This window comes from Gemmatimonadota bacterium, assembly GCA_016712265.1.
In the GTDB taxonomy this organism is placed as follows: Bacteria; Gemmatimonadota; Gemmatimonadetes; order Gemmatimonadales; family Gemmatimonadaceae; genus RBC101.
Map to the genome: position 1 here is coordinate 1,062,824 of JADJRJ010000028.1, position 13,910 is coordinate 1,076,733.

Below are 13,910 nucleotides of genomic sequence, written 5' to 3' on the forward strand. Positions count from 1 at the left end.
TCCCGCGTGGCGCGCGCCTAACGACGTCCGCCGAGCTTGCCGGGGATCAGGGAGTAGAGCAGCTGCGCCGTCGCGCGGTCTGCGCCACTCAGTTCCTTCACACGCACGCGCGGCGCCATGATGCTCGTGGTGTCCCGCGTATGGTCGAGGCCGAGCATGTGGCCCACCTCGTGGAGGGCGATCGCCTTGGTCGCGGCGCGGTCGAGGGGCTCGCCACCCTGGTGGTGGACCGCCAGCATCACGTTCGCCTGCAGGATGTACCAGTTCTCGTCGTGCGTCCACAGCGTCTTGCCGCTGATCGGTTCCCGAAAGCGATCCACCCAGGTGACGTGCACGTTGGCCGACGCGGAGTCGAGCACGAAAGTGAAGTTGATCGGGATGCCAGACTCGCCCCATTCGAGGAAAGCGTCGCGCACCAGAGGCAGGAGGGTGGGTGACCAATGTTCGAAACGCGCGACCGGCTGGATCCAGATGCGCAGCGGGTCATTCCGGCGTTCGGCCCAGCGCGCCAGTGACGAGTCGTGGGCCAGCAGGACTTCACCGATGTAGGTGCTCGTCGAGGCCAATTCGATCCGGCGCCGCGCATCCTCGGCTTCCGGAGAGTATCGATAGGAGCGCGCCGCCACCCCGGCTCCTTCCTCGACGACGCCCTCGCCTGAGTCCGACACCACCGGCTCGCCGTTCTGTGTGCGCGCGGCGTGGAGCTGCCGGGTCTCGAGGACCTGAGATCCAACGAAAGCCGCCAGCGCGGCCAGCGTGCAGGTCACCAGGAGATCGAGTCGCTTCATGGGCGGATATACGTGGCTACGAGAGGAACTGCTCCACGGACTCGAAGAAGGGCTTCGGTGCCTCCCAGAAGGGCATGTGGCCCGAGCCGGGAATCAACGCGAGGCAGGACTTCGGGAGCAAGCTGACCAGTTCCCGGGCAACGGCCGGGGGGAGGAGGTCACTCTCTCCGTGGATGACGAGGGCTTCGGAATGCACGGCACGGACCAGCGACCGCCAATCGTACCCTTCCCGCCTCAGGCGTGACACCACGGCGGCTCCGGTTCGGCTCTCAGATCGTGGCGGGGCAAAGAGTTGCGCGAGATCTGCGTCACCAAACCAGGCGGGGTAAATCGCACGAGAGTAGGCCGAATGAATGGCCGGGTCCGCCACATGCAACGTCGTGGGGTCGAGTCGGTGCAACACCACGCGGTCTGCAGGCGACAGCCGTTCGAGCGCCCGGTCATGAAGTCCGTCGAGCCAGGATGAGGTTGGTCCAACCGAATTCACCAGGATGAGGCGCCGCACCCCGGTGCGGTCCTGCTCGGCGGCGAGCATGGCAATCCCGCCCCCCCACGAGTGTCCCAGGACGTCCCATTGGTGAAAGCCAATGGCCTGCCGCAACGCGGCAACGTCCCCGGCGTCGTGCTCGATCTTCGCGGCATGCACGCCGGGCGGGGGCTGCGACCCGCCGCGCCCCCGCTGATCAAAGAAGAAAAGTTGGCGCTGTTGGGCGAGGGGCGAGAGCGCCGGCCAGAGGAGCTTGTGATCGTAGAGGAGCCCGCCGTTCACACACAGCAGCGGAACACGATCCGGCCTGGGCTCCGTGTGATACACGGCGAAGGTCAGCCCGCGGGTCACGACACGCTGGGCCGTGAGTCGCGGGGTGCGGGGGAGGGAACGCCGAAAGGCGGTGAACCGCTGGCGCGCCGATTCCTCCGCGCTCACACCGAGTCTCCGGCGGCCGTCGCGACCCGCTGGCGCGCACTGTCCCGCGCCTCGGTCACGGACACATGACGTCCGGCCGTGGCCAGGCCGATCCGGGGCATGGCGCCGTACACGGCTTCGTACTGCCCTGCTTTCACCATGTAGGTCTCGTGCCAGATGCCCACGTCGCCGCTCGCGGTGCGTACCGTCCGGTTGAACGCCACCCAGGCGGGCCAGTGCTGGTGGTCATGCGAGCGAGCGTATCGCTCAAGGTCATCGAAGGACCGCCAGTACTGCACAATCACCCCGGGGCCGAAGATGGCCCCCAGGAAGCCGGACGACGGGTCGCCGCGCAGTTCCTTGAGCATGCGCGGCATCGCCATCATCACCGGGATCCACTTGTGGGGCTTCCACCATCGGTTGACCCGCATGCCAATCAGGAAGACGACAAAGTCGCCGTCGATGTCGGCGGTCATCCGCTGCGGAAAGATCTGAGACATGCGAGGGGGAGAGAACACGCGGAATATCGGGCGAACGGCGCGTCATGGCGAGGCGTCGCCGGGGCACCCGTCCCCCCATGTGCGATGCCGCCGGGGACTGAAGGCGGCGGGTCAGCCCCGCTAACTTCCGCGCGTCCTCACCCGATCACCCGTGGAACTTGGGATCTACACGTTCGCCGAGAACTCGCGCGACCCGGCGACCGGCACCTCGATCAATGCGGAGCAACGCCTGCGAAACCTGATGGAGGAGATCGAGCTCGCCGACCAAGCGGGGCTCGACGTCTTCGGGATTGGTGAACATCACCGGCCGGACTTCGTGGTCTCGACGCCGGCCATCGTACTGGCGGCGGCCGCGGTGCGTACGAAACGGATCCGACTGACCAGTGCTGTCACGGTCCTGAGCTCGGACGATCCGGTCCGAGTGTTCCAGGAGTTCGCGACGGTGGACCTGCTCTCCGGAGGCCGTGCGGAGATCATGGCCGGCCGGGGTTCGTTCATCGAGTCGTACCCGCTGTTTGGTTACGACCTCAACGACTACGATGCCCTGTTCGCCGAGAAGCTTGGACTGTTGCTGGAGCTGCGCAAGGCGACGCAGGTGACGTGGCGGGGCAGGCACCGGGCCCCGATTACCAATCGCGGTGTGTACCCGCGGCCCGTGCAGGATCCGCTCCCGGTGTGGATTGCCGTTGGCGGAACGCCGGAATCGGTGGTGCGCGCGGGAACGCTTGGGCTGCCGCTGGCCGTGGCGATCATCGGCGGGGCGCCTGAACGCTTTGCGGACCTCGTGGCGCTGTATCGGCAGGCGGGGCGCGAGGCGGGCCACGACGCATCGACCCTCAAGGTGAGCATCAATTCCCACGGCTACGTCGCGCCGTCTTCCCGCGAGGCCGCAGACGACGCCTGGCCGCCCTACCTGGATGCCATGGGGCGGATTGGTCGCGAGCGGGGCTGGCCGCCGCCGACTCGGCAGCGGTTCGAGGCCGAGCGCTCACCCCGGGGGGCCCTGCTGGTCGGCGATCCGCAGGAAGTGATCGACAAGATCCTGTTCGAGCACGAGCTGTTTCGCATGGACCGCTTCCTGATGCAGTTCAGCGTGGGGTCGATGCCTCACGCCAAGATGTTGCGGACCATCGAGCTCTACGCCACGGTGGTGGCGCCGGCCGTGCGGAAGGCGCTGGGTCGCAGCGCCTAACGATCGGTCGGTGCGCGGGGGGCGAGGTCCCCGCTGGCGACAGCGCGTGCGGCAATGGCGTCGAGGCGGGCGTCCTGGTTCACCTTGAGGCCCCGCAGGTTGCGCCGCGTGCGCCGGTAGGCCATGTGGATGAAGACCCGGGCACAGTCCAGTTCGGCCTCGACGGCGGCTTCGTCGCCCCCCGCCTGCTCGATGTCGCGCGTGGCACGGGCGAGCGTCGCCGAACAGAGAAACAGGTCGATCGCCGCATTGGCCAGGCGTTCCTGCACGTACTGTCGCTCAATGATCTTCTTGCCGTGTTTGCGGAGGGCGCGTTCGACGGCGCGCGCCAGGTCATGCACCTGGTCCGCGACCAACTCCGCTTCTTCTTCGAGGGCGGCATGGACCCGCGAGAAGTCGGGGCGGTCGATGGTTCCCTTCACGCGCCCGGCGAGGTATTGCCCGATCGCCCCAAGCGAGTTGATCGGGTCCTGGAGGGCCTTGCCGAGGGCTTTGAGGTGCTCGCCCGGCTGTTGCAGTCCCATCAGCGCCACGAGGACGCGCAGGATCTCGTTGGTCCCCTCGAAGATGAGCATGATCCGCGAGTCGCGCACCGCCTGCTCATACGGGGCCTCCTTGGAGTACCCCACGCCGCCCGCGATCTGGAGTCCTTCATTGGCCGCGCGATAGGCGAGTTCGGAGCCGAACACCTTGCACGCCGCAGTCTCGAGCGAAAAGTCCACCCCGCCGCGGTCCACCATGCCGGCGGTGATCATGACGCCGGCGTCGAGGGCGTAACACTCCGCTGCGGCGAGCGCGATCTTGCGACGCAGGATCTCGAACGAGGCGATGGGCCGCCCGAACTGCTCGCGCTGGGCGGCATAGGCGATCGCCCGGTTCATGATCTCGCGCGTGCCGCGGGCCGATCCCGACGCCAGCCCCAGGCGCCCCGAGTTGAGGATCTCCAGCGCAATCCGGAACCCCTGTCCCACGTCGCCCAGACGGTTCTCCACCGGGACGCGCACATTGTCAAACGATACGGAGCGGGTATCGGACGCCTTGATCCCCATCTTCTCCTCGAGCTTGCCCAGCGACACGCCGGGACTCGCCGCCTCGACGATGAAGGCGGTCACTCGCTCCTTCGCCTTGCCCTCGATCGTCACCGGCACCTTGGCAAACACCGTAAAGACGCCCGCGTACCCGGCATTGGAGATCCAGATCTTGGTGCCGTTGAGCACGTAGGCCGCGCCGTCTGGCGTCGGCACGGCGGTGGCTTTCATCGCCTGGGCGTCGGAGCCCGAGCCCGGTTCGGTCAGGCAGAAGGCGGCCACCATCTCCCCGGAGGCGCACCGCGGCAGGTAGCGCTGCTTTTGCTCCTCGCTGCCGAAGAGGGTGATCCCCTTGCACCCGATCGACTGGTGGGCGCCAAAGTAGACCGCCAGCGCGGGGTCCACCGCCCCGATCTCGCCGAACACGCGGTTGAACACCTTCGCCGACGCGCCGAAGCCGCCGTACGCTTCCGGGATGTTGAGTCCCATCAGGCCCAACGCGTGAAAGCCTGCGCGCATCTCCTCGGGAAAGCGACCGGCCGCGTCGTTCGCATGGGGATCGACGTGGTCCTTCGCGAACGCGCGAAAGGCATCCAGGACGGCGGTGAGGCTCTCCGATTCCTCGCCAGACAACGCCGGAAACGGAAAGAGGAGCTCTTCGCGCAACTCGCCGAGGAACAGTCCCTTGATGAAGGAGGGGTTCTCTTCCGGGTTGGCCAGGTGGGGGCGCGTGTCGGCAGTCATGTGGCGGGTGGGGCAGGGATAACGTGAAGCTACGCTGGTGCGGGACGGATGTTCAGAACACCGGCCCCACCGGATCGATACACGCCGCGACAGCCGTGATCCGGGCGGCGGCACTTCCCACGCTCATCTGCTGCGACTCGTGGGTCCAGCACTTGTCGTAGATCGAGCAATAACACACGGTAAAGCCCGTGCGTGGGGCCAGGGTAGCGACTTGCTGCGCGATGGGTCCGGACACCCGGAGTATCTCCCGATCCTCGCTCGGTGTCAGTACCGTGCCGGTCAGGCTCGCGTGGGTCGCCGTGTTCTCGCCGGGGCCCGCTGGGGGCGGGGCGGAGTCCAGCAGCGCGAGCGCGTTGGTGATCGGGTGTCCGCTAAGCGTTACCTGGGCCCAACGGACCTGCAGCGGACCAACGCCGGCGTTCTTCACGCCTACCGCAACTTCAAATCCCCCCTGTTGGCGCAAGCTCGACCAGACCACCAGGCGCGGCCACACCGCCGCATCCTTCTGGGCCATCATCACGCGCGTCTGCACGAGGGAAACGAGCAGGGCGCTCAGGGAGATCACGATGGCGCTCACGGCCACGACGAGGTCGCGATCGAGCCACCGTTGCCTCGGTTGGACCTGAAAAGGGGGCCGCTCGTCTGGAGGCATGGCTGCCGGGAAGGGGACGGGAAGATTCGTTCCAACGCGGGGGCAGGCGCAACCGCGCGGATGGCCCAGGGTGCCGTCGCGCGGGCGCAACCATTTCGGTCGCGCCGCGCGGCGCCTAAGTTCGCCGGACTCACCCCCCACGCCCATGACCCTCTCTCGCCGCGAATTCGTCGCCACCTCCTCGTCGCTCGCCGCCGGCCTGGCGTTCACCCCGGGCGCGTCGGCCGTGGCCGCGCCTCGCGCCGGGTTCGGCGCGGCACCACCCGTGGTGATCGCCTCGGCCAACGGCATTCGAGGGGTGAAGGTCGCCTACGACCAGATCGTGCGCGGCGAGGATACGCTCGACGCCATCATCGCGGGGGTGAACCTCCAGGAGCTTGATCCGGAGGACCAGTCCGTGGGACTCGGCGGCCTGCCTAACGCCGATGGCGTCGTGCAACTGGACGCGTCGTGTATGCACGGGCCGACGCGCCGCGCCGGGAGCGTGGGGTGCCTGGAGGACATTGCCACCCCGTCGCTCGTGGCCAAGGCGATCATGGACTACACCGACCACATCATGCTGGTGGGGTCGGACGCCCGAAAGTTCGCGGTGTCCATGGGGTTCAAGACGCAGAACCTCCTCACAGAGAAGAGCCGCCAGGACTGGCTGCGCTGGAAGAGCAAGCTCAACGGCAACGATGCCTGGTTGGATCACGATGACCCGGTGCGCATCAAGTTCACCACCGGGACGATCAACATGAACGCCGTGAATGCCGCCGGCGACCTGTCGAGCGTGACCACGACCAGCGGGATGTCGTGGAAGGTGCCGGGCCGCGTCGGCGACTCGCCGATCATCGGGGCGGGCCAGTATTGCGACAACACCGTGGGGGCCGCCGGGTCCACCGGGCGCGGCGAGGCGAACATCAAGGTGTGCGGGGCGTTCCTCGCGGTGGAGCAGATGCGGCTGGGCAAGTCGCCGGAGCAAGCCCTGTTGCACGTCGTGGAACGGGTCATCGCGATGACCGAGAAGCGCCTGCTGAGCGAGCGGGGACGCCCGCTCTTCGACCTCGACTTCTACGCCGTGCGCAAGGACGGGACGTTCGCCGGCGTGAGCTGTTACGAGGGGAGCTCGTTCGCCGTGTGTGACGCGGGCGGGGCGCGGGTCGTGCCGTCGGCCTACGTTTACCGGCGGAGCGAACGGCCGACGCGTTAGGCGATGGGGACCGGGACGGCTGGAGTGGTGGTGGGCTGCCCCGGTGTCCCCCCGGGAGTCGCGACGTCCGTGCGCAGTCCATCGAGGACGGCACTCGCACGTGCCGCGCTCCGGTTCAGCGAATGTGCCGCCGCGATCAGGTCGTGCAGGCGCGTCAGGGTCGCCCCCTGCGCCAGGCGAGCGTCCCCGGCCACCTTGGCCAGGCCGTCCAGTTCGTGCGCGACGCGTCCAACGTCGGCTCGCAGGGCCTGGGGCTCCAGGGGCTCGAGGGGCGCAGGCGTTGAGTCCAGCCCCTGCGCTTCACTCACGCGTTGGCGCGATCGTGAGAGCACGAGCACGCCCTGTTCGACGAGTGCGACCGAGGCCGCCGCAGATTCGCGGGCGACGGCCGTATCACGCAGTAGGTCCTTGAGCAACGCCTCCGTGCGATCCGCGGCGTCTGACGAGCCCTTGGCGAGTCGGCGGACCTCGCTCGCGACCACGGCGAACCCGCTCCCCTGCTCGCCGGCGCGTGCGGCCTCCATTGCGGCATTCAAGCTGAGCAACTTGCTCTGCCGCGACATCTTTCGAACGAGGGCGACAAACTCACGGACTTCGTCCACGGACTGATCGAGGCGGGACAGGTGCTCGCGGGCCGCGCGGAAGCGCTCATCCAGGGTCGCCAGGGCGCTGGTGGCCGCATCGAGGTCACGCCCCACCTCATTGAGGCCAAGCGCCCGTGTTTCCGCGGCGGCGAGCAAGCTCCGTCGTTCCTGGTCCAGCCCCTGCGCGTGCGCCTCGAGAGTCGCCAGCGAGACGTCCAGGTGTTGCGCGAGTTCCGCGACGCTTCGCGCGCGATCCGCCACGCTTGTCGCCAGTTCTCCCGACCGCTGCGACGCGAGGTGGGTGTTACCGAGGTGTGTGGCGAATTCGCCCGCACGCGAAGCCGTGTCGCGGGTGTGCTCGCGGGCACCGTCGACCGTCGCGCGAAGGGTTGCCAATGCCCGGCGCAGCGCCAGCCGGGTCGTCCGCAAGCGGTGGCCGGCCTCCTTTGGTTCGCGCGTCAGGTCCCCGCGGCTCGCGGCGTCGAGCGACGTGGTCAACTCGACGACCTCTTCGCCAGCGGTATTGGGCGCGAGGACCAGGATGAGGGCGGCGGCGACGAGGCAGCCAATGCCGACGCCAACCGCTCCCACGGCCATGAGCGCGACCGGGCCAAGACGCGCCATCCCCTGTGCGGTGATCCACGCACCGACGGAGACGGCGATGGTTCCCACGACGACCAGGACGTGGGTCGCCCTGGACGTCCTCGCGTCAGGCGCTGAAGTGGGGTGTGAAGGCATCTCCCCTGCCAGACGACCGGGCGCGGAGGGAAGGCACGGTCGTGATAGATTGCGAAACCGGCGCCCCGGGGTGGGGGGCCGGCGACCCCATCCCGACGTTTCGAAATGACCGAACGGAGCCCCTCTGTGGACCCGGCAGCACCTGAGGGTTACGACCCAACTGCGGTGGAAGCGCGTTGGCAGGCGCGCTGGCGCGAACGGGGGACCAACCAGACCGATCTGGTGGGCGGCGAGCGGCCGTTCTACGCGCTCATGATGTTCCCGTACCCTTCGGCCGAGGGGCTGCATGTCGGAAACCTCTTCGCCTTTACCGGCACCGACATCTACGGCCGATTCCAGCGGTTGCAGGGGCACACGGTCTTCGAGCCACTCGGCTACGATGCGTTCGGCATCCACTCCGAGAACTACGCGCTGAAGGTCGGGGGGCACCCCATGCGCCTCATCCCCCGGAACATCGCGAACTTCCGGCGGCAGTTGGAGCGCGCCGGCCTGATGGTCGATTGGTCGCAGTCGGTCGACACCACCGACCCGTCGTACTACAAGTGGACGCAGTGGGTCTTCCTCCAGCTGTACAAGCACGGCCTGGCCTACAAGAAGAAGGCCGCCGTGAACTGGTGCCCGAGCTGCAAGACCGTGCTGGCCAACGAGCAGGTGGTGGCCGGGGCGTGCGAGCGCTGTGGCACGGTCGTTGAGCAGCGGCTGCTGGAACAGTGGTTCTTCCGCATCACCGACTACGCAGCGCGCCTGCTCGATAACCTGGACACGATCGACTGGTCGGAGACCACCAAGACGGCACAACGGAACTGGATCGGGCGGAGCGAAGGCGCGGAAGTGACCTTTGCCGTGCCGGGACACGAAGCGGGCATCACGGTCTTCACCACGCGACCGGACACGATCTTCGGTGCGACGTACATGGTGCTGGCTCCCGAGCATCCGCTGGTGTCCGCCCTGACCATGCCGGGTCAGCGCGACGCGGTGGAGGCCTACCGCGCGCGTGCCGCCAAGCAGGACCTGGTGTCGCGGAAGGTGAACAAGGAGAAGACCGGCGTGTTCACCGGGAGCCACGCCACGAACCCGGCGACCGGGCAGCCCATCCCGATCTGGATTGCCGACTACGTCCTGATGGAGTACGGCACGGGAGCGATCATGGCAGTGCCCGGGCACGACGAGCGCGACTTTGCCTTCGCCACGCAGTTCGGGCTGCCCATCGTGCGCGTGGTCGCCGCGGAGGGTGTGGACGCCGATGCGCCGCTGGCCGAGCCATACGTCGAGTCGGATCGTGGGCGCCTGGTGAACAGCGGGGCGTTCGACGGCCGGCCGGTGGCCGAGGGCAAGCGAGAGGTCACGGCGTGGCTCGCCGAACGCAAGGCGGGCCGGGCGGTGACCAACTATCGCCTGCATGACTGGTGCATCTCGCGGCAGCGGTACTGGGGGCCGCCGATCCCGATCATCTACTGCGACGCCTGCGGGCCGCAGCCGGTCCCCGAGGCGGACCTGCCGGTGGTGCTGCCCGACATCGAGGACTACCGGCCGGACGATTCCGGGATCTCGCCCCTCGCCCGCCACGCCGAGTGGTATCACGTCGCGTGCCCGCGTTGCGGGAAGCAGGGACGCCGCGAGACCGATGTCTCGGACACCTTCCTGGACAGCGGCTGGTACTTCCTGCGCTATCCCAGCGCCACCCGCAGCGACGTGCCCTTCGACCGCGCGCTCACGCGCAAGTGGCTCCCTGTCTCCACGTACATCGGCGGCAACGAACACGCCGTGCTGCACCTGTTGTACTCGCGGTTCATCACCATGGTGTTGCACGACATGGGGCACATCGACTTCGAGGAGCCCTTCACCCGCTTCCGGGCGCATGGCCTCATCATCAAGGAAGGGGCCAAGATGTCGAAGACGAAGGGGAACGTCGTGAACCCGGACCAGTTCATCGAGGACTGGGGTGCCGACGCCTTTCGTACCTACCTCATGTTCCTCGGGCCGTATGAGGAGGGCGGGGACTTTCGCGACGCCGGGATCAGCGGCGTCAAGCGGTTCCTGGATCGGCTCTGGCTGGCCGTCGCCGTGGGCACGGACGCGGCACCGGACGACACCGTGATGCGCAAGCTGCATCAGACGATCGACAAGTGCACCACCGACATCCCGAAGTTGTCGTACAACACGGCGATTGCCTCCATGATGGAGTACATGAACGTGCTGCGTAGGGGCGAGCGACGCCCAGCCCGTGCGGAGGTTGCGCCGCTGGTCCAGTTGGTGGCGCCGTTCGCGCCGCACCTGGCCGAGGAGCTCTGGGAACGGCTCGGAAACACCCGCAGCGTGTTTGATAGCGGATGGCCGGTGTTCGATGCCGCTCTCGCGCGAGAAGAGACGGTCCAGCTGGCGGTGCAGGTCAATGGCAAGCTGCGGGGCACGCTGACGGTCGACCCGGCCATCACGCAGGAGGAGGCGCTCGCGCTCGCGCTGGCCGATGGGAGCATTGCGAAGTTCGTGACCGGGGAGATCCGAAAGGTGATCTTCGTGCCGCGTCGGCTGCTGAACCTCGTGGTGTAGCGGTCGTGGGGGCGGCCGTGCCGCCCCCACCCACGTGCTACTGGATGGTGAACTCCTTCGCCATCCCGTGCTCCAGGTGGAGCTTCCCGTCTTTCGCGTCGGGAACGAAGCACAGGAGGATGTAGTTCCCCGGGGTGAGCTGCACCCGCACGTACGCCGTCCCGCCGGGCGACATCGGGGCCAGCCCGCCCAGCGGCTTGCCGGGGAATGGCCCGCGGTACGTCGCGGCCCATTGGCCGACGTCCGCCATGGTCTTGCCGGAGTCCAGGCGGGCAATAAAGAACTCGTGGGACTGCTGTGACGAGTTAGTCACCTTGATCACGTGCTCGCCCGGCGTCAGCGCCGGCGTCACATCGAACCCGTAGTCGACCAGGGTCATGGCGACGTCACCGGCCGGCGGCGGTGCGGACGGCGTGGACGAGGGGACGACGGTCAGCTCCCGCACCATGCCCTTCGCGATATGCGGCACCCGGTCTGGAATGTCGACCACGCAGAAGAGGGCGTACGTGCCGGCGGCGACGTCGTGCAGCACGATGGTGGTGTCGCCCGGCGCGGGTGGGTTCGGCCCGCCGATCTCGGTGAGCCAGGAGGGAAACGGCTTGGTCGGGTCGAGCGACTTGGCCGCCTCCAGGAAGTCGGCGTACGTCTTGCCCTCGCCGATCCGCACCACCATGGCGTGGTGGATCCCGGAGGTCGCGACGAGGTGAAACGCGGTGACGCCGCTGGGGATGGTGTCGGGGGCGGCCAGCGCGAAGTCGCTAGCCGTGATCGCCACCACGTTAGGCGTTGCCGCGACGGCCGAGTCGGCCGTAGGTGTCTCGGCGCGGGCGCATGCCAGCAAGGCGACCGAGCCGACGAGGAGGAGGGAAGCGAGGCGCATGGTGTCGGGAGCTGAAGGGGATTTCGACCGGGCGAGCGCACCACGCGGTCACGCATGGATACGTCGCTCCGCGCCCGTGAGATTGGATGCGATCGCGCCGCAGCGCTAGCGACGACCTGATGAGACGACGCACATTCCGGGGAGTTCATTCGCACCCTCTAATGCAACGGATCGCGTGACTGCCGCCCGAACCCTTATCGTCTCGCACGACGACGTCGTGCGCCTCCTCCCGATGGCCGCGTGCATCGACCTCATGGGCGAGACCCTGGGGGCTCTCACGAGGGGTGACGGACTCCTTCCACTGCGCACCGTGCTCCGATTGCCGGGGCAGCGCAACATGTTCGCCTCCATGCCGGCCGTGCTGGGACCATCGATCGGCGCCAAGGTGATCACGGTGTTTCCGGACAATGAGGGCACGCCGTACGAATCGCACATCGGCGTGGTGCTGTACTTCGAGAACACAAACGGCCGTCTGCTTGCCATCATCGATGCCTCCTCGGTCACGGCGATCCGCACGGCGGCGGTGTCGGGGCTCGCCACCCGCCTGCTGGCCCGCCCCGAGGCCAGGACGCTCGGTATCCTGGGGAGCGGCGTCCAGGCGATGACACACCTCGAGGCGATGTGTTCCGTCCGCGACTTCACCACGATCCGGGTGTGGAGTCGGCACCACCCCAACGCACTGGCGTTCGCCGAGCGTGCCGCGGCAGGGCTCGGTCGCACGGTCGAGGTTGTGCCACGGGCCGTGGATGCCGTCCGCGGGGCAGATGTCGTGTGCACGACCACCGGCGCGCGCGAGCCCGTGGTGCTCGGTGAGTGGCTCTCGCCCGGGACGCACATCAACGCCGTCGGTGCCAGCGTGGCCACGGCGCGTGAATTGGACTCCGAGGCGGTGCGCCGCGCGCGCCTGTATGTCGACCGGCGGGAGAGCGTGATGGCCGAGGCGGGCGACTTCCTCATCCCCCGCGAGGAAGGTGTCGTGGACAACACACACATTGTCGGCGAACTCGGCGAGCTGGTCCTGGGCCGCGTGCCGGGCCGGCGCACGGCCGACGAGGTGACCATCTTCAAATCGTTAGGCCTGGCGGTGGAGGACGTGGCCAGCGCGCGGTTCATCTACGAACGGGCGGAGGCCCTTGGCACGGGGACCTGGGTGGCACTGGGGGGGCTGCGATGAGGGAGCCGCTCCCGGTCCCCGTTCCGCTGGCGGACATCGAGGCCGCCCGGCGTCGCGTGGCCGGTACGGCGGTGCGCACCCCCTTGCTACGCCTCCACATCGATGCGCCGTGCACCCTGTGGCTGAAGCTGGAGAACCTGCAGCCGATCGGGTCGTTCAAGATCCGTGGCGCGGCGAACGCGATGGCCCTCGCGGATCCGGACGCGTTGGCGCGTGGTGTGTGGACCGCGAGCGCGGGCAACATGGCGCAAGGGGTCGCCTGGTGTGCCCGCGAGCGTGGGATCCCCTGCACGGTGGTCGTCCCCGATCATGCGCCCGCGGCGAAGGTGCAGGCGGTGGAGCGGCTCGGCGCGCGGGTGGTGCGCACACCCCACGAGGATTGGTGGCGCATTCTCGTGGAGCACGGTGCCCCCGGATACGATGGGGTGTTCATCCATCCGGTGAGCGAACGCGCGGTCATTGCGGGGAACGGGACCGTTGGCCTGGAGATCGTCGATGACCTTCCGGCCGTTGATGCCGTGGTCGTCCCGTATGGCGGGGGCGGGCTGGCCTGCGGCATCGCGTCGGCGCTGGCTGCGGTGGCGCCGCACGTGCCCGTGTTTGCGGCGGAAGTGGATACGGCGGCGCCGCTCGCGGCCGCCCTGCGCGCGGGGGAGCCGGTGCCCTTTGACTACCAGCCGAGCTTTGTCGACGGCATTGGCGGGCGCTCCGTCCTCGCGGAGATGTGGCCGTTGGCCAGGCGGTTGCTCACCAACTCGATCGTGGTCACCCTCGATGACGTGCGGGACGCCGTGCGCGTCCTGCTCGCGCGTGGACGCGTGCTCGCGGAGGGTGCGGGAGCGGCCGCGGTCGCCGCTGGTCGCAGTGGCGCGGCCGGCAGTGGAAATGTTGTCTGTGTCATCTCTGGTGGAAACATCAACCTGGACACGGTGGCGGGGTTCCTCGCCCCGCCCGCCGCGGCCATCCGCCCATGATCCCTCATCA

At 68.2% G+C, this 13,910-nt stretch carries 12 protein-coding genes; 5 read left to right on the plus strand and 7 right to left on the minus strand.

The window, feature by feature from the left end:
• Window positions 1–17: 17 nt before the first annotated feature.
• From IPK85_11400 to IPK85_11410, 3 genes are read right to left on the minus strand one after another with little or no spacing between them, the layout of a single operon-like run.
• Complete coding sequence (locus IPK85_11400) at window positions 18–788, minus strand: matrixin family metalloprotease (GenBank protein MBK8247989.1); 771 nt, start codon at window positions 786–788, stop codon at window positions 18–20.
• A gap of 16 nt (window positions 789–804) precedes the next feature.
• On the minus strand, window positions 805–1,713 hold the full coding sequence (locus IPK85_11405; protein ID MBK8247990.1) for an alpha/beta fold hydrolase: 909 nt from the start codon (window positions 1,711–1,713) through the stop codon (window positions 805–807).
• Window positions 1,710–2,192, minus strand: coding sequence for a DUF4188 domain-containing protein (locus IPK85_11410; protein ID MBK8247991.1), 483 nt, complete (start codon window positions 2,190–2,192; stop codon window positions 1,710–1,712). The genes IPK85_11405 and IPK85_11410 overlap by 4 nt, the downstream gene beginning before the upstream one ends.
• 151 nt (window positions 2,193–2,343) lie before the next feature.
• Between IPK85_11410 and IPK85_11415 the strand changes: the two genes are divergently transcribed.
• Window positions 2,344–3,384, plus strand: a complete 1,041-nt coding sequence (locus IPK85_11415; GenBank protein ID MBK8247992.1) for an LLM class flavin-dependent oxidoreductase — start codon at window positions 2,344–2,346, stop codon at window positions 3,382–3,384.
• Here the strand turns inward: IPK85_11415 and IPK85_11420 are convergent.
• Entirely contained in the window at window positions 3,381–5,156 is a 1,776-nt protein-coding gene (locus tag IPK85_11420; protein MBK8247993.1) for an acyl-CoA dehydrogenase family protein, read from the minus strand. The genes IPK85_11415 and IPK85_11420 overlap by 4 nt on opposite strands.
• 52 nt (window positions 5,157–5,208) lie before the next feature.
• A complete protein-coding gene (locus IPK85_11425) occupies window positions 5,209–5,808 on the minus strand; it encodes a hypothetical protein (GenBank protein ID MBK8247994.1) in 600 nt (199 codons plus the stop codon).
• A 145-nt stretch (window positions 5,809–5,953) separates the two neighbouring features.
• On the opposite strand from IPK85_11425, the gene IPK85_11430 reads away from it, so the two are divergent.
• On the plus strand, window positions 5,954–7,000 hold the full coding sequence (locus IPK85_11430) for a N(4)-(beta-N-acetylglucosaminyl)-L-asparaginase (protein MBK8247995.1): 1,047 nt from the start codon (window positions 5,954–5,956) through the stop codon (window positions 6,998–7,000).
• On the opposite strand, the gene IPK85_11435 is transcribed toward IPK85_11430, so the two are convergent.
• The gene (locus tag IPK85_11435) at window positions 6,997–8,256 is read right to left on the minus strand and encodes a methyl-accepting chemotaxis protein (protein MBK8247996.1); all 1,260 of its coding nucleotides are present in this window, start codon (window positions 8,254–8,256) and stop codon (window positions 6,997–6,999) included. The two genes, IPK85_11430 and IPK85_11435, sit on opposite strands and share 4 nt — an antisense overlap.
• Before the next feature lie 171 nt (window positions 8,257–8,427).
• On the opposite strand from IPK85_11435, the gene IPK85_11440 reads away from it, so the two are divergent.
• Entirely contained in the window at window positions 8,428–10,872 is a 2,445-nt protein-coding gene (locus tag IPK85_11440) for a leucine--tRNA ligase (protein ID MBK8247997.1), read from the plus strand.
• Window positions 10,873–10,909: 37 nt separating this feature from the next.
• On the opposite strand, the gene IPK85_11445 is transcribed toward IPK85_11440, so the two are convergent.
• Entirely contained in the window at window positions 10,910–11,752 is an 843-nt protein-coding gene (locus IPK85_11445; GenBank protein ID MBK8247998.1) for a hypothetical protein, read from the minus strand.
• A 175-nt stretch (window positions 11,753–11,927) separates the two neighbouring features.
• Between IPK85_11445 and IPK85_11450 the strand changes: the two genes are divergently transcribed.
• Together IPK85_11450 and IPK85_11455 are read left to right on the plus strand one after the other, a co-directional pair.
• Complete coding sequence (locus IPK85_11450) at window positions 11,928–12,926, plus strand: ornithine cyclodeaminase family protein (protein ID MBK8247999.1); 999 nt, start codon at window positions 11,928–11,930, stop codon at window positions 12,924–12,926.
• Window positions 12,923–13,900, plus strand: coding sequence for a pyridoxal-phosphate dependent enzyme (locus tag IPK85_11455; protein MBK8248000.1), 978 nt, complete (start codon window positions 12,923–12,925; stop codon window positions 13,898–13,900). The genes IPK85_11450 and IPK85_11455 overlap by 4 nt, the downstream gene beginning before the upstream one ends.
• The last annotated feature ends 10 nt before the right edge of the window (window positions 13,901–13,910 follow it).

What these genes read in the sequence shown, in the direction of transcription:
- IPK85_11400 (MBK8247989.1), bottom strand. Translation starts at nt 788, where the DNA reads ATGAAGCGACTCGATCTCCTGGTGACCTGCACGCTGGCCGCGCTGGCG.
- IPK85_11410 (MBK8247991.1), bottom strand. Translation starts at nt 2,192, where the DNA reads ATGTCTCAGATCTTTCCGCAGCGGATGACCGCCGACATCGACGGCGAC.
- IPK85_11420 (MBK8247993.1), bottom strand. Translation starts at nt 5,156, where the DNA reads ATGACTGCCGACACGCGCCCCCACCTGGCCAACCCGGAAGAGAACCCC.
- IPK85_11425 (MBK8247994.1), bottom strand. Translation starts at nt 5,808, where the DNA reads ATGCCTCCAGACGAGCGGCCCCCTTTTCAGGTCCAACCGAGGCAACGG.
- IPK85_11430 (MBK8247995.1), top strand. Translation starts at nt 5,954, where the DNA reads ATGACCCTCTCTCGCCGCGAATTCGTCGCCACCTCCTCGTCGCTCGCC.
- IPK85_11440 (MBK8247997.1), top strand. Translation starts at nt 8,428, where the DNA reads ATGACCGAACGGAGCCCCTCTGTGGACCCGGCAGCACCTGAGGGTTAC.
- IPK85_11445 (MBK8247998.1), bottom strand. Translation starts at nt 11,752, where the DNA reads ATGCGCCTCGCTTCCCTCCTCCTCGTCGGCTCGGTCGCCTTGCTGGCA.
- IPK85_11455 (MBK8248000.1), top strand. Translation starts at nt 12,923, where the DNA reads ATGAGGGAGCCGCTCCCGGTCCCCGTTCCGCTGGCGGACATCGAGGCC.